Origin of the sequence: Pseudomonas sp. NPDC090201 (genome assembly GCF_044746825.1) — a bacterium.
GTDB classification, from domain to species: domain Bacteria; phylum Pseudomonadota; class Gammaproteobacteria; order Pseudomonadales; family Pseudomonadaceae; genus Aquipseudomonas; species Aquipseudomonas putida_AD.
Genome location: NZ_JBIVCX010000002.1, coordinates 330036 through 350324, shown reverse-complemented (window position 1 = coordinate 350324; position 20289 = coordinate 330036). Strand labels below are relative to the sequence as shown.

The following is a 20289-nucleotide window of genomic DNA, read 5'->3' as shown; positions in this document are numbered from 1 at the left end:
GGTGGCCGCCCGTGAGGGTCGCCACCCTGATGGGTTACTTGATGAGGGTCAGGTTCATGCCTTGCAGGGCCTGCACCAGTGCGTCGATGTCGTCATAGGGTTGCATATGCACGGCTGTCCAGGTCGGGCGGTCCAGGAAGAGCTTGCCAGCGTCGTCAATCTTCACTGGCGTGGTATGAATCGCCAGATCCCGTGAGCGGTGAACGATGAGCGGAACATCGCCCTGGCGATCCACGATGAACATCCCTGGCAGTGGAAGCTTTGCTTTGGCTCGCTCAATCGGTCCGACAGGTATCGGAATGGGCGTTTCCATCACCTCGACCCGCACCTCGAAATCCCCTTTGATGAACTGCTTCTGAAGGCTCAGGTGGAGCCCGACGTTCTCGCCGGCGTCAACGCTGATTCCCGCTTCGGATGCGACCGACACATCGTTGACCCGCACGCCAATCGCAGCCTCCAGCTCAGCCAGGCCCGGCACGGTGTCGGCAAAGGTGTTGCTGTGGCTGTTACCCACCAGTGCCACCCATTTGTGCTTCCCAAGCGCCGCCTGTTGCCTGCGGATGGTGCGCGAGGCGAAGTAGCTGAACATTTCCTGGCGAGCGGTCGTCGTTGCGTTGCGCATCCCCTTGAGGTGGTAGCTGGCAGCACAATCGATCGCGCGCACTTCGACACCGTGTTCACGGGCCTTCACCACCAGCCTCTCGAAGGTATACACCTTGGCCGGATCGGTCATATGGCCGGTGTCGAGTCTTCGCAGGGCTAGCAGCAGGTGCTTGTTCATCACGCCGGTCTCGGCGAAACGGTCGAGATCCAACTGGTGCAGGTCCGTCAGCAAATGTTCCAGATACAGCGTCTGGACTTTCTGCTCGGCCAGCAGCGGCAGGTTGTCGATGATGAGCTTCTTGCTGCCGATCGAGCTGTGATACTCGCCGATGACCATGCCGTCGGTTTGCTGATACAGGCGCTCAATGAAGGTCGGCGTGCTGATCTGCGGTTCGATGGCTGGCATCGTCGGGCGAGGTGTTGGCTCGACGTTGAGGACTTGCCGGGCGTCCTCTCTGAGCTTGTCGCGTAATGTGGAGAAATGGTCCTCCACGGCTCGCAGCCGAGCATCGGGGTCCGCGTAGTTGGTGTTCAAACCTCGGCGGTTGTAGAGCGTCAATTCGTACAGCGCGTTGCGGGAGGTAACCGGAAGCTCATAGGTGGCGTCGGCCAGCGAGAGTTGCAGTGGCGTTTGCGGACCCACGGGTACCCACTCCTTAGGCGAGATGCGCTGCCATCCAGACATACCGTCCCAGCGCATGCCGCCGTCGGTGATGCCGGTGCTTTCGCTTCCGGTGCCACGGCCGCCGGACGTTTGTGGCGCCTCTGTCGGTGCGGATCGAGCATAACCAATGGAGAAGTCACTGCGTACCGGTCCGCCATCCTGCCGGGGGTGGTCAGCGTCCCGGCGGATAATCGTTGCGTGCTCGTCAGGCAGGTCGTAGATGTGGACGTTGATCGCACCTTCCAGTTGCGCAACTCCCGGCACATGGTCGTCGGTGTCCGCGAACCTGCGTTCCAGCAGCGCTACCCAGCGTCTTGACGGGTTGCTTGCGACATCATCGCTGATGACCCTGTGAGCGTAATAGTTGCTCATTTTCTGCGTCGCAGTGCTGTCATCGGCGGCGGCAGCGAGAGGCAGTGCGTCCACCGGGTAGCTCGTCGAAGCGCTCAGCGGGCGGATCTCGATGTTGTGACGGTGCGCCTGTTTGATGAGGTGGTAGTAGTCGAATTCCTGGCTGAGGTTGTCCAGCGCTCCATCGTTGATGGAGGCCAGGTGATTCCTGAGCTCATGGGATCCGGAGCGGAATTTGCTGCCCTTTGCGCGGTATTTGGCCAGCTTTTTCACGTGTTTGTCAGTGAACAGATGCGGCAGGTAGATAACCTCCACGCGTTGCTCCACCAGTGTCTGCATGTGGCTGATCAACAGGCGTTTGCTGGCAACGGACTTGGGCCCCTCACTGAGCACCAGGCCGTTGCTGTGGGTAAACAGGTTTTCCAGAAGGCTACCCACGGAGGTCGAGGGATCGACGGCAGGCAGCGTTGGCCTGGGCGCCAGCACGGGGGGTGTTGAGAAAAACGCCTGGGCATCGCGGTAGAGATTGCCTTTGAGTCTGGCGTAGACCTGGCGCATTTCTCCGTAGTAGATCGCGAAGAATTCACCCAGTCCCAACCCCAGCTGATCATCCTCGACTGTTTTCAGGATCACATCAAGATCACGCCGGACGTCGGCCGGCATTTCATACTCGACCCGACTGACGCCGGCTGCCTGATCGCCAGCGCTGTCCTGGGCCAATGGGCGGTAGGTGCCGTGCCTGCCGTTGACGCCACCGCGCAGCGCCGGGGCCTGGCGCAACTGCCACCCACCCTGGTCGTTCAGGCTCACCGGCTGGCGAGCGAAAAAGGCATAGGGGTTGGCAGGGTCGACGATGTACCAGCTGCGCAGATGAGTGTCGTAGTTGACCTGATAAACCAGGCCGTCCAGCTCGATGTAGGACTTGCCATTGATCCCCAGGCTGACACCTCGGGCGTGGCCTTCGGTGATCCGAGGCAAACCTTCCAGCGAGATGTCCACTACACGGTCAGCGTTGATCCCCCTCGGCCCCTGGGGGCGTGGCATAGCGGGGGCCTGGCCCAGAGGGTGCCATGCGCCGTTGTTATCCATAACCGCGTAGTGCCGGGTGGCATAGGCCTCGTCGGAACCGGAACCTAATGGTTTGTAGACCTCGACGTGGCGATTGACGTTGGGCCGGGTGACGTACGCCACTTCATCCTGAAGCTGGACCGGGAACAGTTCGTCATAGGTCGGCAGGCTCGAAGCGCGTTGCAGCGTGACGGGCAGGGGCGCCGCAGAGGGCTCGCTCGAAAGTTTGCGCATGACGCCACCAAAGCCTTTCAAGCCGCTGGCAAGGTCGCCCATGGCACCCACGCTGTTTAAGACCGAAGCGATGACGTGCATGCCGGCCTCTTCGGGATTCGACCCCGTCAGCGCCTTGAGTGCACGCAGGCTGTCACGCAGGGACAGGGCAATGCCGACCGCGAAGCTGGCAGGCGGAAAGGGCAGAGTCACCACGGTGGCGATGACATCGATGCTGTTCCAGATCAGGCGTTCGAGCATGTCGCTGCGGCCGGTGGTGGTATCAGCCACATCACGCAGCTTGCGCTCGATGGGGCGGTCGAAGCAGGCCCGGGCGAACTCCGGAATCGCGTCCTTGAGCAGCGGAGCCTTGGTGGCGTTGCCTTGTTTCATGTCATTGAGGAAGAACGACAGGATGCGGCGCGCGTCGACCCGGCAGCGGTCCTTGTAGTAGTCGATCATTCCCGGCTGGGCGAGGGACTGCTCGAAGCTGCTGAACAGCCGGAATTCGTGCCCGTCAGGCGCTTGCGGGGTGTAGAGCAGCGCCGCCAGGTTGATGCTGGTCGGCAGCAGGGCGAAGCAGCCTTGCACAGTCTCTATGTAGCTCAGGTCGGTGTCCGAGATGACCAGGTGCTCGAACAGGTGCGTGCGCGAGGCGATGAACGGCTTGTCGATATGAATCTGCAGCGGGTAGACCGGATGGCTTTCGCGGGTGGACGGTTCATCGTCGTGCAGGTTTTGCAGTGAGGGCAGCAGCCACTGGTAGTGGGATGCATCGATGTGCCCTTTGAGAACACTGCGCAGCGCTGCGGCTTTCATCTGCAACTGGGTAATCAGGGTGCTGGCCTGGCGGCGATAAAGGTAGCCGGCAGAGACGGGATCGAGCAGGGTGCTCCTGATGTGCTCGATGTAGCCGTCGGCCAGCCACCGGCCGCGCACCGAGCCTGCAACGATGGCCGGCGTCAGGGAGCTCAGATCGACGCCTTCGGGGCCGCTGAACGTCGCCACGGTGTCGGCGGTGGGGGTGAGCGGGCCGATGGAGTCGTCGTAGCCGTCGCGGATCATCTGGGTGTAGGTCAGCGTCTCGCGTTCCGAGGTGATGATGATCTGGTCGGGGTCCACTGAGCCTGTCGGCGTGTTAAGCAGTCTGTTGATGCTCTCGCTGGCGCGCCGGTGCACGTAGGCCTCGAAGGCCTCGACATGGGTGTGGGGCTTGGCGGTGTAGTTATCGATTGCGCCTTTGACCGCATCCTCCAGGGCCACCAGTTCCTGGCGCTGGGCGTCGTCTGCCGTGATCAGCCAGTCCGGTGTGTGGGCTTCCTGATTGGAATGCATCACGCCGATCAGTTCATTGACCTGTGCCTGCAAGGCGCCCTCGTAGCTGTCCAGCGGGACGAGCTCGAGGAATTCCTTTTCGGGGAAGGGTTTGTTGCGCAGCGATTCAAGTATCGCCTCCAGCGCCGGGCGGTTGGTGGCGGCCGCCTGTTGCAGCAGGTACTGGCTCATGTCGGGGCTGGCTGTCCAGCCGACCAGTTCGTGCAGCAACTGTGTCTGGTTGTGGAAGCCATGGAACTGCTGCTTTGGCGAGTGGGAAGTGAACATGACCAGTCGTTCGAGATTGCCCTGGCTGTCGGCAATCCTGAACACCAGCATGCGCCCCATGATGTCAGTGCCGTTGATGCGGATCTGCTGGGCGGTCACCTGTCTTGCGCTTTTGCCGGCGGACGCCGTGAACTGCTCGATGTGCTCGAAATCCTCAGGGGTGATATGCCCTTGCAGTTTTGCAGCGAGGATCGACTCGCCCAGTTGCAGGCGCATCTGCTCGGCCAACAGTGTCTGGTTGGCTTGCTTGGCGTAGGCCGCACGCTGGTACTGGCCGAAGCTGACGCGCAGCTTGAGCTGGTTGATCAGGCGGGCGATGTAGGTCGGGGTCAGAGCGGGATGGCTGGCATCGGCCGGTGCATTGCCGATGCTCAGGGTGGTTCGCGTCAGAAATGCCGAGCCAGCCTGCTCATCGCCGGGATGCAGGCCATGCAGTGCCAGTTGCAGCAGGTTATTGCTGACGACGTAGTCCTCGCCAGTGACAGGCAGGGTGCGGTGGGTGCTGACGGTGATGGCCTCGGGTGCCAGGTCGTAGCCCAGGTCGCTGGCCAGGTGAGTGCGCAGGGTGACTTGCGCGTACTCAGTGGCTGAACCTGCGCCGTTCAGGGCGCCCGACAGGGCGATGCGCGCCAGGTCGTAACGCTCCATGCGCTTCATGTATTCCTTGCGGTCATCCAGGGAGGCCAGCTTGATCCAGTCCGGCAGGCTCTTGCTCAGTTCGCGCTCGTCGAGCACCTGCTGCCAGCGCACGAGCATGCCCGAAGGGCCGAACAGCCCGTCCATGGCCGCAGCGCTCTCGATCTGGCGGGCATGCAGAGCCGTATCGGCGAGCAGCCCTTCGCCGCACACGTAGCGGACGTCCTTGCGCTGCTTGCTGGCCTGGCGGGCCAGCGCGTGACGATAGGGATCGACGGAGATGGCTTGCAGTTGCACGTCAGACAGACTGAAGGCCTCGATGAACAGCTGGCTGTCCTCGAGCACCGCCAGGGCGGCTTCCTGATGGCGTTGATCGGCATTCACCAGCAATGCCCAGCGCAGCACCGGGTCGTTGAGCCAGGCGACGACTTTTTCCAGCATGGCGTCCCGTGTCGCGAACTCGATCAGGCCGCTGCCTGGCAGTGCCAGCAGGGTCTTCCCGGATTCTGCACTCATGACCAGTGCACCCTTGATTTCGGCGTGGGTCTGGTCGTTGATTCTGATGTGCAGCGAATGGCTGTTCCTCGAGTCTTGCGGGTTTTCCTGCCCGGCCTTCGGTAAGGCAGGCAGGCACTGCGCGGCGGCTCGGCTCAATTCCCGTTCATGGGCCTTGAACGCGACTTCATCGCGAAAACTCCGGGCCAGGGAGGTGGCGAACCACCTGCGCCGCGGGCTGTTGAAGGCGCTGGGAGCGAGCCAGAATTCGTTGAGTTGCTGGAGGAACGCTTCGACCTGTGTTTCGATCTGGCCGGCGTCTTTCGCTTTCAAGGCATCGAGCAGCGCCTGGGGCGCCTTTGGCAGATTTGCGAGTTCAGTGGACAGTTCGGTTTGCCAGCGCTTGAGTGATTGCAGCGCGGCTGCGGGATCCTGCGGGGGGGTTAGGGTTATGACGTTGTCTGGATCAGGTGTTTGCATGTTGGGTACTTCCTGACGGGCCCATTTTGCCATGGGCATGTATGGCGCGGAACGGTCCGCGTGATTGGCCTCTAATCAATCACGTGCGCGTCATGTCAGTGCGGTACTTATGTATTGCCAGGCTGCGGGCGCAGGTTTTGTTCGCCCAGCGCCATATCGGTCTTCATTACGCTATAATCCCGCCCTTTAGCTGCCCGCCGCCGTTGTGCCGGGCACACTTATTGATCAGGCGCACGACGCCTGCCAGCAGACTTAAGAGGCTAGACCCTAGTGGCATTGACGATCCTTGGCCTGTCCGGCGCCCTTAGCCATGATCCTTCCGCGGCCCTGTACATCGACGGCAAACTGGTTGCCGCCGCCGAAGAAGAGCGCTTCGTGCGCGACAAGCACGCAAAGAACCGCATGCCGTACGAGTCGGCGAAGTTCTGCCTGGAGCAGGCCGGCATCAAGCCGTCCGATGTTGACGTAGTGGCCATCCCGTTCGCCCCGATCAGCCTGTTCGGCGAGGCGCGCTGGCACTATGCCAAGCGTTACTGGTACGCCCCGGACCGTGCGCTGGACGCCATCCTGATGGGCAACCGTCGCTACAAACGCTACCGCAACAAGATCGTCTGGTGCCTGGAGCAACTGGGCTTCGATCCGAAGAAGATCAAGATCGAGCCGGTCGAGCACCACTTGGCCCACGCTTCCAGCGCCTACCACTGCTCCGGTTTCAAAGAGAAGACCGCGATCCTGGGCATCGACGGCAAGGGTGAGTACGCCACCACGTTCTTCGGCTATGGCGAGAACGGCAAGATCCACAAGATCAAGGAATTCTACGATCCGGATTCGTTGGGCGGCCTGTACGGGGCGATCACCGAGTTCCTGGGTTTCGAAATGCTCGACGGCGAATTCAAGGTCATGGGCATGGCGCCGTACGGCGACGCCAGCAAGTATGACTTCTCGCGTCTGGCCAGCTTCGAAAACGGCGAACTGGTGATCAACACCGAGTACGCCAACGTCATCGGCCTGCGCCGCTACAAAGAGAAGGGCAAGGGTTTCTACTTCTCGCCGAAGCTGATCGAGTGGCTGGGTCCCAAGCGCGAAGGCGACATCGCCGACGAGCCGTACATCCACTACGCGGCCAGCATGCAGGCGCTGTTCGAGAAGCTGGCCTTGCAGATGATGGATCACTACCTGGGTGACATCCTCAAGGAAACCGGCAAGATCGCTTTCGCTGGCGGCTGCGCGCTGAACGTCAAGCTGAACCAGAAGATAATCGCCCGTCCTGAGGTCAAGGAGCTGTTCGTTCAGCCGGCCTCCGGTGACGCCGGTACCGCAGTCGGTGCCGCGGCCTACGTTTCCCACGCTCGTGGCGTGCCGGTCGAGAAGATGGAACACGTCTACCTCGGCCCTTCGTACAGCAACGAAGACGTGATCGCGGCCTGCGCCCGTCACCCGAGCGCGCCGAAGTGGCGCAAGCTGGACAACATGCCCGAGCAGATCGCCAGAATCATGGTCGATGGCAACCCGGTGGCCTGGTTCCAGGGCCGCATGGAGTTCGGTCCGCGCGCACTGGGTGGTCGTTCGATCATCGGCTGCCCGAGCGTGGCTGGCGTGGCTGACCGCATCAACCATCAGATCAAGTTCCGCGAGCGCTGGAGGCCTTTCTGCCCGTCCATGCTCGACACCGTCGCACCGCAGATGATCAAGATCGATCACCCGGCGCCGTTCATGACCTTCACCTTCGAAGTGGCTGAAGAGTGGAAGACCCGCGTGCCGGAAGTCGTCCACGAAGACGGCACTTCCCGTGCCCAGGTGCTCAAGCGCGAATACAACCCGCGCTACTACGACATGATGAAAGCGCTGGAAAACCTGACCGGCAACGGCGTGTCGCTGAACACCTCGCTCAACCGTCGTGGCGAACCGATGATCTGCTCGCCGACCGACGCGCTGAACATGTTCTTCGGCTCGGACCTGCAATACCTGATCATGGAAGACATCCTGGTGGTCAAAGACGGCGCGGACACCTATGACACGCTCGGCTGAGCGTCATGTGCTCCAGTTCTGCCACGGCTATGACGGGCCGTTTCTCGACTGCGCCCGTCAATACGCCAGCCTGTTTGCGGGCAAGGGGTACCGTGTCACCACGGTATTCCTGACCGGCGCGGCTGACGCCGGTGTGGCGGACGGTTGCGCCTCGGACGAGGTGCTGTTCCTGGAGTACAGCTCCAAGGCCATTCGCGGCCTGAAGCTGGGCGCCATCCGCGATCTGCGCAAGATCGTCGCTTCGCGCAACTTCACCTTCTGCATCGCCCACCGCTTCAAGCCGATCTACATCGCGCTGCTCGGTACCCGCTTGCCCGTCATCGGCGTTCACCACGCCTTCGGTGACTACCAGCGCCGCAGTCGCAAACTGTTTGCCCATCTGTTCCGCCAGCGCCTGAGCCTGCTGGGCGTGTCCGACGCCGTGCGCGACGACATGCGCCAGTGCCTGCCCAAGTGGCCGACCGGGCGCATCCAGACGCTGTACAACCGCATCGACGTCGATCAACTGGCCAAGACCCAGTTGCCCCGCGAGCAGGCCCGGGAAGTGCTGGGGCTGCCGCAGGATGCCTGGATCGTCGGAAACGTCGGGCGTCTGCACCCGGACAAGGATCAGGCCACGCTGCTCGGCGGTTTTGCCCGGGCCCAGTCCAAACTGCCGGCCGACAGCCTGGTGGTGATCATGGGCAAGGGGCGTCTGGAGCAGGACCTCAAGGAGCAGGCCATGGAGCTGGCGATCGGTCGCCAGGTCATGCTGCTGGGCCAGGTGCCGGAGGCCAGCCGTTACTTCAAGGCGTTCGATGCCTTTGCCCTGAGCTCGGACCACGAACCGTTCGGCATGGTCCTGCTTGAAGCCATGGCCGCCGGCGTGCCGCTGATCGCCACCTCGGCGGGCGGTGCGAAAGAAGTGGTCGAGGGGGTCGGCATCTTGTTCCCGCTGGGCGATGCCGAGCACCTGGCCCAGGGCCTGGTGCACCTGTCGCGGCTCGATGCCGGACAGCGTCAGTCCTGCGCCGACATGATGCTGGAGCGTCTGCGCGAGCGATTCTCCGATGAGGCGGTGCGCAAGGTGTTCTGGCGTCTGCCGCAAGTCACCGACCTGACTGCGGAGTCCTGATGTTCAATCGTTTTCAAGCCATTCGTGAACGCGGCTGGACGCAGATCGACGCGCCTGCTTATGCACAGGCCTGGCAACGTTTCGGCGGCAGCGTCGCGACTCACCCGCTGGTGGTCGAACGGCTGGCCGCACTGGCCGATATCCCGGTGCGTTACCTGGGTTTTGAACAGGGTGGCGAGCTCAAAGCCGCGATCCCGACCTGGGGCCGCTCGCTGGCGCTGTCCAAGGACGTGCTCAAGAGCCACGGCAAGAAAGGCCTGTTCGACCTGGGCAATGCCGAGCTGATCCTGCCGGCCGCTGTCGATGCCCAGGCGCCGCTGCGTCATCGCGGCCGCTACCTGTCGGAGTTGAATCAGGGGCGCTTCACCGAGCTCAAGCCGCAGGCCGAGTCGTTGGCGATGGCCCGCACCCCGGAAGACCTGTCGAAGAAGTTCCGCTACAACCAGCGCCGCGAACTGCGCCTGCTGGAAGAGGCGGGCGGAGTGGTGCGGCCAATCACCGATTTCTCAAGCGCCGACATCGCGCGCATGTACTGCGACCTGTTCCAGCGCCGCTGGGGCTTCGCGGCCACGGGTGCCGAGCGCATGGCCGAGGTGGTCGAACTGCTGCGCGAATTGCTGATCGGCTCGGTGATCTTCCTCAACGATGCGCCGATTGCCATTCAACTGATCTACCGCGTCGAAGCGCCGCAATGGGTCAGTATCGAATACATCAACGGTGGCGTTGACCCCGAAACCCGCGACTTCAGCCCCGGCAGCGTGTTGAGCTTTCTCAACACCCAAAGCGCCTGGGAAGATGCCCGGGCCCGTGGCAAAACGCTGCGTTTCTCCTTTGGTCGCGCCGATCGTGAGTACAAGGATCGTTGGTGCAACCCCGTGCCGGTGTTTCAGGTGTGAGCCGCAAACAGGAGTTGCTCAAGCGCCACCGCCGCAACAAGCGGGTGGCGTTGCTGCTGGCACTGGTCATTCTGGTACTGGTCGGTGTCGTGGTGGCCTGGTGGTTGCCGCTGGTGCTGGCGATCCTGGGCTGGGTTGCCCACGAAGCCTGGTTCTCCGATCACCTGTTCTACTCGCCGGCTGACGATTACCAGTACCGGTTCGCCGAGAGCAACCTGGTGCCCGGCGTTCGGTTTGAAGGTGACCGGCTGTGCCTGGACCAGCCCCTGGCGCAGGATCCATCGCAGACCCTGGTCCTGGCCGTGCGCGTGAAAGCCACGCTGCTGGGTCGTTTCTTCGACCCTGCCATCGAGCTGACAGGCGAAGGCGTGAGCGACAGCCAGGCCTTCGAGCGGGGCGTGAATGGCCTGCGTTACCTCAATCTCACAGGTCTGGCTGTGCAGGTGAGCGCCGGGCAGTTGCGCCTTCGGGGCCGCCGCTGTGTGATTCAAGGCACACCGCACTTGTGGTCGTTCCAGCACGCTGACGCTCGCCGCCAGCGGGTGATGGTGATCGCACCCCATGCCGATGACGCTGAGCTGGCTGCGTTCGGCCTGTACAGCCAGGCCGACGAAAGCTGGATCGTCACGCTGACCGCCGGCGAAATCGAAGCCGAGCATTATCAGCAGATGGGCATGAACCGCGCGGATGCTGCGCGGATCAAAGGCCGTCTGCGTGCCTGGGACAGCATCACCGTGCCGCGTTGGGCGGGCGTTCCGGAATCCCGTTGCGTGCAACTGGGCTACTTCTGCCTGCAATTGCCGGCCATGCAGGCCGCGCCGGATCAGCCGATCGCCTCCCGTGAAGCCGACCTGAGCGATACCCGGCTGTTTCGCCAGTTCAACAGCATGACCCTGCCCGGTGACGCCGACGGCGCGCCTACGTGGAACAATCTGATCGCCGACCTGCGCGCCCTGTTGCTGCACGCAAGGCCGGACGTGGTGGTGATGCCCCACGCCACCATCGACCCGCACCCGGACCACATCTGCTCGCAGGCAGCGGTGTTCGAGGCGTTGCAAGGCCTCGAATGGCAGCCGCAGACGGTCCTGGGTTACGCCAATCACCTGCACGACAATGACCGCTGGCCCATGGGCAATGCCTACAGCGGTGTCGCGCTGCCTCCGGTGTTCGATGCATCGGTGACGCTGGTGCCCTACAGTATCGAACTCGATGTTCAACAGCAGCGAGACAAGGCCATGGCCTTGGGTATGATGCATGACCTGCAACCATCGCCGCCGCTCAAGCGTCGCGTGCGAAGGTGGCTGCAGAAAGTCCTTGCGGGCCGACGCTGGCCTGCGGAAGGTGAAAACGAATTTTTCAGAAAAGCCGTGCGTCGCCACGAATTGTTCTGGCGCAGAGAGCTCTGATCGCCCTCGACTCCCTGGAGTCGAGCGGCCGGGCTGACAAAGATCCGGTGTTAAAAGGAAGCCCATGAAGGTTCTATTTCTGGTCCAGAAAGAGCAGCGCGCGATTCTGGATCGTCTCTATGAAGGGGTCGCCGCCAACTGCGAATGCGACCTGCGCTGGCTGAGCTCCGACGAGCAACGCCACCTGCGGCGCTATTTCCGTCAGCACGTGGACGTGACGAAATACGACCGCATCGTGTTCTTCCTGCGCTTCAAGCAGGAGATCCGTCAAGCCAGCTTCATTCGCACCGTGCCCAATCTGGTGATCCTGGAGCACGACGCCTACCAGAATTACATCCCCTGCAAATACACCGGCAAGTTCAGCGCGCACTATCGCAAGCTGCCGTGGGTGCGGGTCTTGAGCTCGGGCTTCGTGGTCAGCGAGCGCTTGCGCCAGGAAGGCTTCGACGCGGTCTTCGTGCCCAAGGGCTACGACCAGACGCTGCTCAGCGACCAGGACCGCGAGCGCGACATCGAGCTTGCGTTCGTCGGCAGCACCAACAGCGTTGCCTACAGCGGGCGCAAGGCGTTGCTCGATGAACTGGGCCAGGTCGAGAATCTGGTGGTCACGCGCACCAAGTCCGGTGAGGAATATTGCGACACCCTGAACCGCATTCGCTTCTTCGTCAGTGCTGACGTCGGCATGGGCGAATACATGATCAAGAATTTCGAGGCGATGGCATGCGGATGCGTGCTCTTTGCCTATGATCAAGGCGATGCGGAAAATCGCGCGTTGGGCCTGCAGGACATGCAGAACGTGGTGTTCTACAGCGATATTCCACAGCTGCGGCAAAAGCTTGCGATACTTCGTAACGATACTGCACGGGCTGCACGTATTGCAGTCAATGGTCGCGATCTGGCAGTGTCGCAGTTCAGCTTCGCAGCTATCGGTGCACGGATCGTGCGCGAGCTCGAACCAGCGTTGCGTGAGCGGGCTCCGTTGAGCTGGGTGGAGCGGGTGCGGGCGGTTTTAGGATTTTGACTGATTTCAAGGGATGACAGGCTGCTGATAGTCTGTGACGCAAGATTAAGCTGCTCTCCTGGGGGGCGCATTGGCTTTACCATTTATTGATTCAGTCTGCATGGATGTAGCGACCTACTCATCGGGACGTGGCGAAAAATGAGCCTCGTAAACGTGATGTGGTCGAGCGGCGCGCCGTTTTCTTCAGTCCATAAGGTTCACCAACAGATCGTCGCGCAGCTCGACCCCTCGACCGAAATCAAGACCTGGTTTCTCAAGGGGAGGCACAGCGAGTCCGCGCGCTCGACCGGTGAGGTCCGCGAGTGGGGTTTCACCTCGCGGCAACTGAAGGGGCGCCACATCTGGCGGCTTTACATGCCGATCCTGCACGCGCGCCTGCGCAAGGCCCTGTCCGACAGCCGCGCCGAAGTGGTGCTGCTCGACGGTCTGGGCGCGTCCCGGGTGCTGTTGCCCGTGCTCATGAACATGCCCGAGCTTCGGGTGGTGGTGGTGTTTCATGGCGCCACGCGCCTGAGTGCAGAGCAGCGCGCGCTGTTCCAGAGCTTTCCGGCTCAGCGGCTGACCCTGGCCGCGGTGTCCATGACCCTAGCTTCATCGATGCAGGCGGCCCTGGGCTTGCCGGTGCGCGCGTTGCGCAGCGCGCTGGACCCCAAGCTGTTCTGCATGGGGTTGCAGGAGCGCGAACAGGCCCGGCGCCTGATGGACCTTCCCGACAACAACGCCCGCGTGCTGGGGGCAATCGGTCGCCTGGTGCCGGACAAGGGCTTCGATTATCTGCTTGAGGCGTTTTCCCGCTCGCTGTCCCATCACCCTGACCTGAAACTGGTCATCGTCGGCGAGGGGCCTGATCGCAAATCGCTGGAAGAGAAAATCAGGCAGCTCAAGCTTCAGGGCAAGGTCTTCCTGCCTGGCCACAAGCCCGGTCTTGCGCAGCTGTATCGAGGCTTTGACTGGGTTGTCATTCCTTCCCGCGAAGAGGGGCTGGGGCTGGTGTTGCAGGAGGCAGTGATCGCTGGTGTGCCGGTGCTGGCCAGCGATCTTGAGGTCTTTCGCGAGCAGCTTGGCACCGCCGGGCACTATGTGCCGGTCGCGGATGTGCCCGCCTGGGCGGCGGCCATCGATCAGTTTGCCAATCAGGAGCGCGACAGCATCTCGACCTCCCAGTACCGCGCCCTGGCGCCAGAGCGGGTGTGGCTTGAGTTCTGCAACGATTCCCGGGCCTTGCTGACCCCTGACCGATAATCCCGGCCCGATGGCGCTCTAGCCGTTGGCGAGCAAAGCCTGCTCAAGATCCCGCAACGGAAACTCGGCGTGCAGGTTTTCACGATCGATATACCGCGCGAAGTGCTGCAGATTGCGTTTTTTCAGGCTCGGCGAAAGCGGGGCCTTGAAGAAGCGCATGTCGGCCACGTCGATCAACCCAAGCTGCTCATTGGGGGTGACGACAATATTCCCGAGATGCAACGAACGGAAATAGATGCCTGAACGGTGCAGTTCGCGGATCAAGCCGATCAGCGCGGGGAGTGCCTGTGTCCAGCTGAAACCCGGCGCCTGCGCCAGTTGACGCAGCGTCTGGCCTGGCAGCGGCTGGTAGAGTACGGCTGTCATGCCTGGCTGATCGAGGGTGTAGTAACTGACGACCTTGAGCGTGGGAACACCCAGTTTTTCCAGCTGGACGGCGTTGTCGATGAAGCGTCTGGAATAAGGTCGTAACAAAGCAGATGAGAACCAGCGCTTACGTCTGAAGAGTTTAAGGATATTGCCGTCCTGCAACCTGTACACTTTCGCGCCGTAGCTGTCGGCTTCCAGGACATTGGCACCGACTATCAGTTGATTTAAGGCGGCCTCAGAGAGCCGAGAGCATTGCATCAGTAGAAAGCCTTGTGGAGATTGCGAGCGGATTGACGGGCCATGATGCCCAAAAGCGAACGCTTTCACCATGCCGGCCGGCTGAGCCACTCGTTTTTAGGGAGATAAAATGCATTCCAGTCGCTGGGCACAAGCTGTGATGTCCATGGGATTCCTTTGGTTTGTCGTCGCGATAGCCTTCGCGCCGACGAACAAGATCTACCAGCAGGGGCTGGTGGCATTGTTGTGGTTGCCCACCCTTGCGCTGGCCTGGTCGGGCCGCGAGTGTCTGGGCACGTTCTGGCGTGAGCAGCGTGCGCTGTGCGTGGCGCTTGTGCTGTTGGCGCTGTGGGCGAGCCTCAGCCTGGTGTGGAGCGCGACCGACGATGGCAACCGTGAGCTCAAGCGGATGCTGTACATCGCCGTGTTCATCCTGTTCTTTCCGATCCTCGCGGCGGGGCGAACGGACAACGTGGTGCGCCTTCTGCAACTGGGCGGCGTGGGCCTGGGTGTGGCGTCTGCCTATTCCCTGTACCGCTACTACGGTTTCCTGCATGCACCCTGGTTCCTGCGCCTGGAGGGGATCGGCGAGCTGAGCCATCCGATCCTGGGCGCTTATGTCATTGGCGTGGCGCTGGTCTGGAGCCTGTTGTTGCCGCCTCAGCGCCGCTTGTCCCAGGTCATTTGGCTTTGCAGCCTGCTGCTGTGCCTGGCGTTCGTGGTGATGTCCCAGAGCCGCGGCGCGTTGCTGGCCCTGGCGCTGACCGTGGCGCTGCTGCCGCTCTGGTGGCGGGATCGACGTGCGTGGATCTTCAGCGGCACGGTACTGGTGTTGGGTGTGATAGGGCTGATCGTGTTCCAGTCGCTGATGACCGATCGCGGATCGTCCTACCGCCCTGAAATCTTCGGCGCGGTGCTGCAGATGATCGAACTGCATCCGCTGAAGGGGCTGGGCATCGGCACCAACTACAGCGTCACCATTGCCGATGGCCAGGTCTTCGACCATTCCCACAACCTGTTCACCCATACCACCATCCTGCTGGGCTTGCCCGGGCTGATGCTCTGGAGCGTGGTCTGGCTGCTGGTGCTGCGTGAGGCATGGCTGGCGCGCTCGACGGCTCTGGGCCGCTGCATGATGGGCGTCTGGATCTTCTCGACGTGCGCCATGCAGTTCGACGCCGCGAGCCTGACCGGGTCGCCCCGGGCCGAATGGTTCATCAGCTGGCTGCCGATTGGCCTGGCCTGCGTTCTGGTATGGGCAAGGGCGCCGCGCCATGCTGTGGTAAAATCCCGCGTTCAATTCAACCAGTGAGCTTTACGATGAGTGACAAAGGGTCCGATAAAGGACAGAGCTCCAGTCTGAAGATCTATCTTCGACTGCTGAACTATGTGAAGCCCTACGTGGGCATTTTCCTGCTCAGCATCGTTGGCTTCGTTATCTTTGCTTCCACCCAGCCCATGCTGGCAGGCATTCTCAAGTACTTCGTCGATGGCCTGACCAACCCGGAAGCTGCGCTGTTCCCCAACACTCCTTACCTCAAGGACCTGCAGCTGTTGCAGGCCGTGCCGCTGCTGATCGTGCTGATCGCCGCATGGCAGGGGCTGGGCTCTTACCTGGGCAACTACTTCCTGGCCAAGGTTTCCCTGGGGCTGGTCCACGACCTGCGCGTGCAGCTGTTCAACAAGTTGCTGGTGCTGCCCAACCGCTATTTCGACACCCACAACTCCGGGCACCTGATTTCGCGGATCACCTTCAACGTGACCATGGTCACCGGCGCTGCGACCGACGCCATCAAAGTGGTGATCCGTGAAGGCCTGACCATCGTCTTCCTGTTCCTTTACCTGGTGTGGATGAACTGGAAGCTGACCATCGTGATGCTGGCGATCCTGCCGCTGATCGCGGTCATGGTCGGCAGTTCGAGCAAGAAATTCCGCAAGCAGAGCAAGAAGATCCAGGTGGCGATGGGCGATGTGACCCACGTTGCCTCGGAAACCATCCAGGGCTATCGGGTGGTGCGCAGCTTCGGTGGCGAAAAGTACGAAGAAGAGCGTTTCGCCAACGCCAGCACCAGCAACACCGACAAACAACTGCGCATGACCAAGACCGGCGCGATCTACACGCCGATGCTGCAGCTGGTCATCTATACCGCCATGGCGGTGCTGATGTTCCTGGTGCTGTGGCTGCGCGGGGATGCAACCGCAGGTGACCTGGTGGCCTACATCACCGCCGCTGGCCTGCTGCCCAAGCCGATTCGCCAGTTGTCGGAAGTCAGCTCGACCATCCAGAAGGGTGTCGCCGGTGCCGAGAGCATCTTCGAACAACTGGATGTGGAGCCTGAAGTCGATACCGGCACCGTGGAGCTGGATCGGGTCAAGGGCCATCTGGAAGTGCGCAACCTGAGCTTCACCTACCCGGAAACCGAGCGCGAGGTGCTGCACGACATCAGCTTCTCGGCGGCGCCCGGGCAGATGATCGCGCTGGTGGGCCGTTCAGGCAGTGGCAAGTCCACCCTGGCCAACCTGATTCCAAGGTTTTATCACCACAATGCCGGACAGATCCTGCTCGATGGCGTGGAGATCGAAGATTATCGCCTGCGTAACCTGCGCCGCCACGTGGCCCAGGTGAACCAGAACGTGACCCTGTTCAATGACAGCGTTGCCAACAACATCGCCTACGGTGACCTGGCCGGTGCGCCGCGCAGCGACATCGAAGCGGCGGCAGCCGATGCCTACGCCAAGGAGTTCGTCGAGCAACTGCCAGAAGGCTTCGATACCCAGGTCGGCGAGAACGGCGTACTGCTCTCCGGCGGTCAGCGCCAGCGCCTGGCGATTGCCCGCGCGCTGCTCAAGAACGCGCCATTGTTGATCCTCGACGAGGCGACTTCGGCGCTGGACACCGAGTCGGAGCGGCACATTCAGGCGGCGCTGGATCACGTCATGAAAGGCCGCACCACGTTGGTCATCGCTCACCGTCTGTCGACCATCGAGCGCGCCGACCTGATCCTTGTCATGGATCAGGGCCGTATCGTCGAGCGCGGCACCCATGCCCAGTTGCTGGCACAGAACGGCTACTACTCGCGCCTGCACGCCATGGGCCTGGATGAGCCCGCACCGGTCGGGGCGGTATAGCAGCAGATTTTCCGACGCATCACCTTTGACGCCTATCGCGAGCAAGCTCACTCCTACAGGATTTGCGCAAGACCTGTAGGAGTGAGCTTGCTCGCGATGGGGCCGGCACAGGCATCCTCACGTTCTGTTACGCCGACTTTTCCCCAAGGCCTCAAGCCTTTCCAAACCCTGTGCTAAGATTCCGGCCTTGTTCATTCTTAGTTACGGGTTGTTCGATGAAGTTGTCCATGCCGCGTTTCGATCAGGCACCAGTTCTGGTAGTGGGCGATGTCATGCTCGACCGCTATTGGCATGGCGGTACCTCCAGAATTTCCCCTGAGGCCCCGGTGCCAGTGGTCAAGGTCGACCAGATCGAAGATCGCCCGGGCGGCGCAGCCAACGTTGCGCTCAACATCGCAGCCCTGGGCGCCAAGGCCTCGCTGGTCGGCGTGACCGGTGAAGACGAAGCCGCCATCAGCCTGAACAACAGCCTCAAGGCCGCAGGCGTGACGGCCCGCTTCCAGCGCGTTGCCCACCAGCCGACCATCGTCAAGCTGCGGGTCATGAGCCGTCACCAGCAACTGCTGCGCATCGATTTCGAAGAACCCTTCGCGACCGACGCCATCGCCCTGAGCGAGGAAGTCGACTCCCTGCTGGACGGCGTCAAGGTGCTGGTGCTGTCCGACTACGGCAAGGGCGCGCTGAAAAACCATCAGGTGCTCATCAAGTCCGCCCGTGACCGCGGGATTCCTGTGGTCGCCGACCCCAAAGGCAAGGACTTCAGCATCTATCGCGGCGCCAGCCTGATTACCCCGAACCTCAGCGAATTCGAAGCCATCGTTGGCCATTGCGTCGACGAAGCCGAGCTGGTGGCAAAGGGCGCGAAGCTGATGACCGATCTCGAACTGGGCGCGCTGCTGGTCACCCGTGGCGAGCACGGCATGACCTTGCTGCGCCCCGACCAGCAGGCCCTGCACCTGCCGGCACGCGCCCGGGAAGTGTTCGACGTGACCGGCGCCGGTGACACCGTGATTTCCACCCTGGCCGCCGCCCTGGCCGCCGGAGAAGAGCTGCCCCACGCGGTGGCCCTGGCCAACCTGGCCGCCGGCATCGTGGTCGGCAAGCTGGGTACCGCTGCCATCAGCGCCCCTGAACTGCGTCGCGCCATCCAGCGTGCCGAAGGTTCGGAACGCGGCGTGCTGACCCTCGATCAACTGCTGCTGGCCGTCGAAGATGCGCGGGCCCACGGCGAGTCGATCGTGTTCACCAACGGCTGTTTCGACATCCTGCATGCCGGCCACGTGACCTATCTGGAACAGGCCAGCGCCCAGGGTGACCGGCTGATCGTCGCGGTCAACGACGACGCATCGGTGAGCCGCCTCAAGGGGCCGGGTCGTCCGATCAACAGCGTCGACCGGCGCATGGCGGTCCTCGCCGGGCTCGGCGCGGTGGACTGGGTGATCAGCTTCCCCGAGGGCACACCGGAAAACCTGCTGACCCACGTCAAGCCCGATGTGCTGGTCAAGGGCGGCGACTACAGCGTCGATCAGGTGGTAGGCGCGCCGATAGTCCAGGCCTACGGCGGCGAAGTGCGCGTGCTGGGTTTGGTAGAGAACAGCTCGACCACCGCGATTGTCGAGAAGATCCGCGGGCAGTAGCGCAAAACCACATACCGCTGTAGGAGCGCGCTTGCCCGCGACGGCGGTGTGTCAGTCAGCATTCATGTATCTGACACACCGCCGTCGCGGGCAAGCGCGCTCCTACAGGTCAGTGTAGCTTTCAGGTTTTATGCAGCGTCTTGCGCGCCATGCGCAGCAGCTGTTTGGCGCCCACCTTCAAGCGGCGCTTGATGCCCGGCTTCTTCGCTTTCGCAGGCGTCAGCCCCTGCGCCAGCAGCCAGTCCTTCCAGCGAATCCGCTCCTCACGCACCACCCAGCCTTCCTGCGCCGCGAAGCTTTCGGCCAGGTACAAACCACGGGTGCCCGCCGGTGACAGCTTGTCGTTCTTGAGCGTATACAGCTCAGGCAAGGGCACGCCATTTTCCAGCGGCATCAGGTAAAGGTCAGGCTTGCTGCGGTTAAGCCGTGCGACCAACTGGTCATTCTCCAGCGTCTCATCGACGTGAAACAGGCTCAGCGGCCTTGCCTCCCGGGGCACTTCCAGGCGCATGTCGTAGATCAACTGCAGCGAAGCGGTCGGCAGGTGCACATAGGCGCGCGGGCGTTCGATCAAGGTCATGCTGCCGCAGCGCACGGGGCGCGCAGCGCCGGACAGCGGGCTCAGGCGAAAGGGCATGGCCTCGCGGTAGTGCAGGGCGGCAGCGTAGGGCGCAGGCAGCCAGGTGTCGTTGAAGCGCCCGCCGAGCCAGCCCTGGGGCGTTTCGATCAGGCATTCCTCGGCCACTTCCTGAATCGCCGTGTGCAGCGGCAGGTTCAGCTCGTGGGCCGGCACGTAACCGGAAATCAGCTTGAGCACCACATCGCCACGGTCCTGGCGGCGCTGGCGCACCAGCACCCAGTAATCGCGGTTCTGCCAGTTCAGCGTCAGGCGCACCGAGACCCCCAGGTTGGCCAGTTCCGTGGAGAAGCGCTCGCTGTCCTGCACCTCGATCTTGCGACGACGTTGCAGCGTCTGGGAAAAATTCAGCGGCATCCCGACGCTCTGGTAACTCAGGCCTTCGGGAGTGGCTTCGACGAACAGCGGCAGGGTCTTGAAGTTGCTCGGGTTCTTGCGGATCAGCGTTCGCGGCATATCGG

The 20289-nt window shown here is 62.3% G+C and carries 12 protein-coding genes; 9 read left to right on the top strand and 3 right to left on the bottom strand.

The genetic code is table 11. The annotated features are described in order from the left end of the window. Positions 1 to 34 precede the first annotated feature (34 nt). Entirely contained in the window at positions 35 to 6112 is a 6078-nt protein-coding gene (locus ACIPOO_RS07825; protein ID WP_400605655.1) for a dermonecrotic toxin domain-containing protein, read from the bottom strand. Between the two features lie 270 nt (positions 6113 to 6382). Between ACIPOO_RS07825 and ACIPOO_RS07820 the strand changes: the two genes are divergently transcribed. The 6 genes from ACIPOO_RS07820 to ACIPOO_RS07795 all read left to right on the top strand — a co-directional run bounded on the left by ACIPOO_RS07820 (position 6383) and on the right by ACIPOO_RS07795 (position 13819). After that, the gene (locus ACIPOO_RS07820; RefSeq protein ID WP_274131727.1) at positions 6383 to 8140 is read left to right on the top strand and encodes a carbamoyltransferase; all 1758 of its coding nucleotides are present in this window, start codon (positions 6383 to 6385) and stop codon (positions 8138 to 8140) included. Further along, positions 8124 to 9254 carry a glycosyltransferase gene (locus ACIPOO_RS07815; protein WP_400605653.1) on the top strand — a complete coding sequence of 377 codons (1131 nt, stop codon included), beginning with the start codon at positions 8124 to 8126 and terminating at the stop codon, positions 9252 to 9254. The genes ACIPOO_RS07820 and ACIPOO_RS07815 overlap by 17 nt, the downstream gene beginning before the upstream one ends. Beyond that, on the top strand, positions 9254 to 10150 hold the full coding sequence (locus tag ACIPOO_RS07810) for an antimicrobial resistance protein Mig-14 (protein ID WP_400605650.1): 897 nt from the start codon (positions 9254 to 9256) through the stop codon (positions 10148 to 10150). Before ACIPOO_RS07815 ends, ACIPOO_RS07810 begins: the two co-directional genes overlap by 1 nt. Then, on the top strand, positions 10147 to 11556 hold the full coding sequence (locus tag ACIPOO_RS07805) for a PIG-L deacetylase family protein (protein WP_400605647.1): 1410 nt from the start codon (positions 10147 to 10149) through the stop codon (positions 11554 to 11556). Before ACIPOO_RS07810 ends, ACIPOO_RS07805 begins: the two co-directional genes overlap by 4 nt. A 64-nt stretch (positions 11557 to 11620) precedes the next feature. Then, the gene (locus tag ACIPOO_RS07800; protein ID WP_400605645.1) at positions 11621 to 12577 is read left to right on the top strand and encodes a glycosyltransferase; all 957 of its coding nucleotides are present in this window, start codon (positions 11621 to 11623) and stop codon (positions 12575 to 12577) included. 138 nt (positions 12578 to 12715) lie between these two features. Next, entirely contained in the window at positions 12716 to 13819 is a 1104-nt protein-coding gene (locus ACIPOO_RS07795; RefSeq protein WP_400605643.1) for a glycosyltransferase, read from the top strand. Between the two features lie 18 nt (positions 13820 to 13837). On the opposite strand, the gene ACIPOO_RS07790 is transcribed toward ACIPOO_RS07795, so the two are convergent. Further along, complete coding sequence (locus ACIPOO_RS07790; RefSeq protein ID WP_274131816.1) at positions 13838 to 14446, bottom strand: toluene tolerance protein; 609 nt, start codon at positions 14444 to 14446, stop codon at positions 13838 to 13840. Positions 14447 to 14591: 145 nt separating this feature from the next. Here ACIPOO_RS07790 and ACIPOO_RS07785 point away from each other — a divergent pair, with 145 nt between their 5' ends. From ACIPOO_RS07785 to hldE, 3 genes are all read left to right on the top strand, one after another. After that, complete coding sequence (locus ACIPOO_RS07785) at positions 14592 to 15737, top strand: O-antigen ligase family protein (protein ID WP_400605641.1); 1146 nt, start codon at positions 14592 to 14594, stop codon at positions 15735 to 15737. Between the two features lie 8 nt (positions 15738 to 15745). Then, positions 15746 to 17554, top strand: coding sequence for a lipid A export permease/ATP-binding protein MsbA (gene msbA, locus ACIPOO_RS07780; RefSeq protein ID WP_274131720.1), 1809 nt, complete (start codon positions 15746 to 15748; stop codon positions 17552 to 17554). A 215-nt stretch (positions 17555 to 17769) separates the two neighbouring features. Continuing rightward, positions 17770 to 19191, top strand: a complete 1422-nt coding sequence (gene hldE / locus ACIPOO_RS07775) for a bifunctional D-glycero-beta-D-manno-heptose-7-phosphate kinase/D-glycero-beta-D-manno-heptose 1-phosphate adenylyltransferase HldE (RefSeq protein WP_274131719.1) — start codon at positions 17770 to 17772, stop codon at positions 19189 to 19191. A 121-nt stretch (positions 19192 to 19312) separates the two neighbouring features. Here the strand turns inward: hldE and ACIPOO_RS07770 are convergent, their stop codons facing one another. Beyond that, on the bottom strand, positions 19313 to 20284 hold the full coding sequence (locus ACIPOO_RS07770; RefSeq protein ID WP_400605638.1) for a metal ABC transporter ATPase: 972 nt from the start codon (positions 20282 to 20284) through the stop codon (positions 19313 to 19315). Positions 20285 to 20289 lie beyond the last annotated feature (5 nt).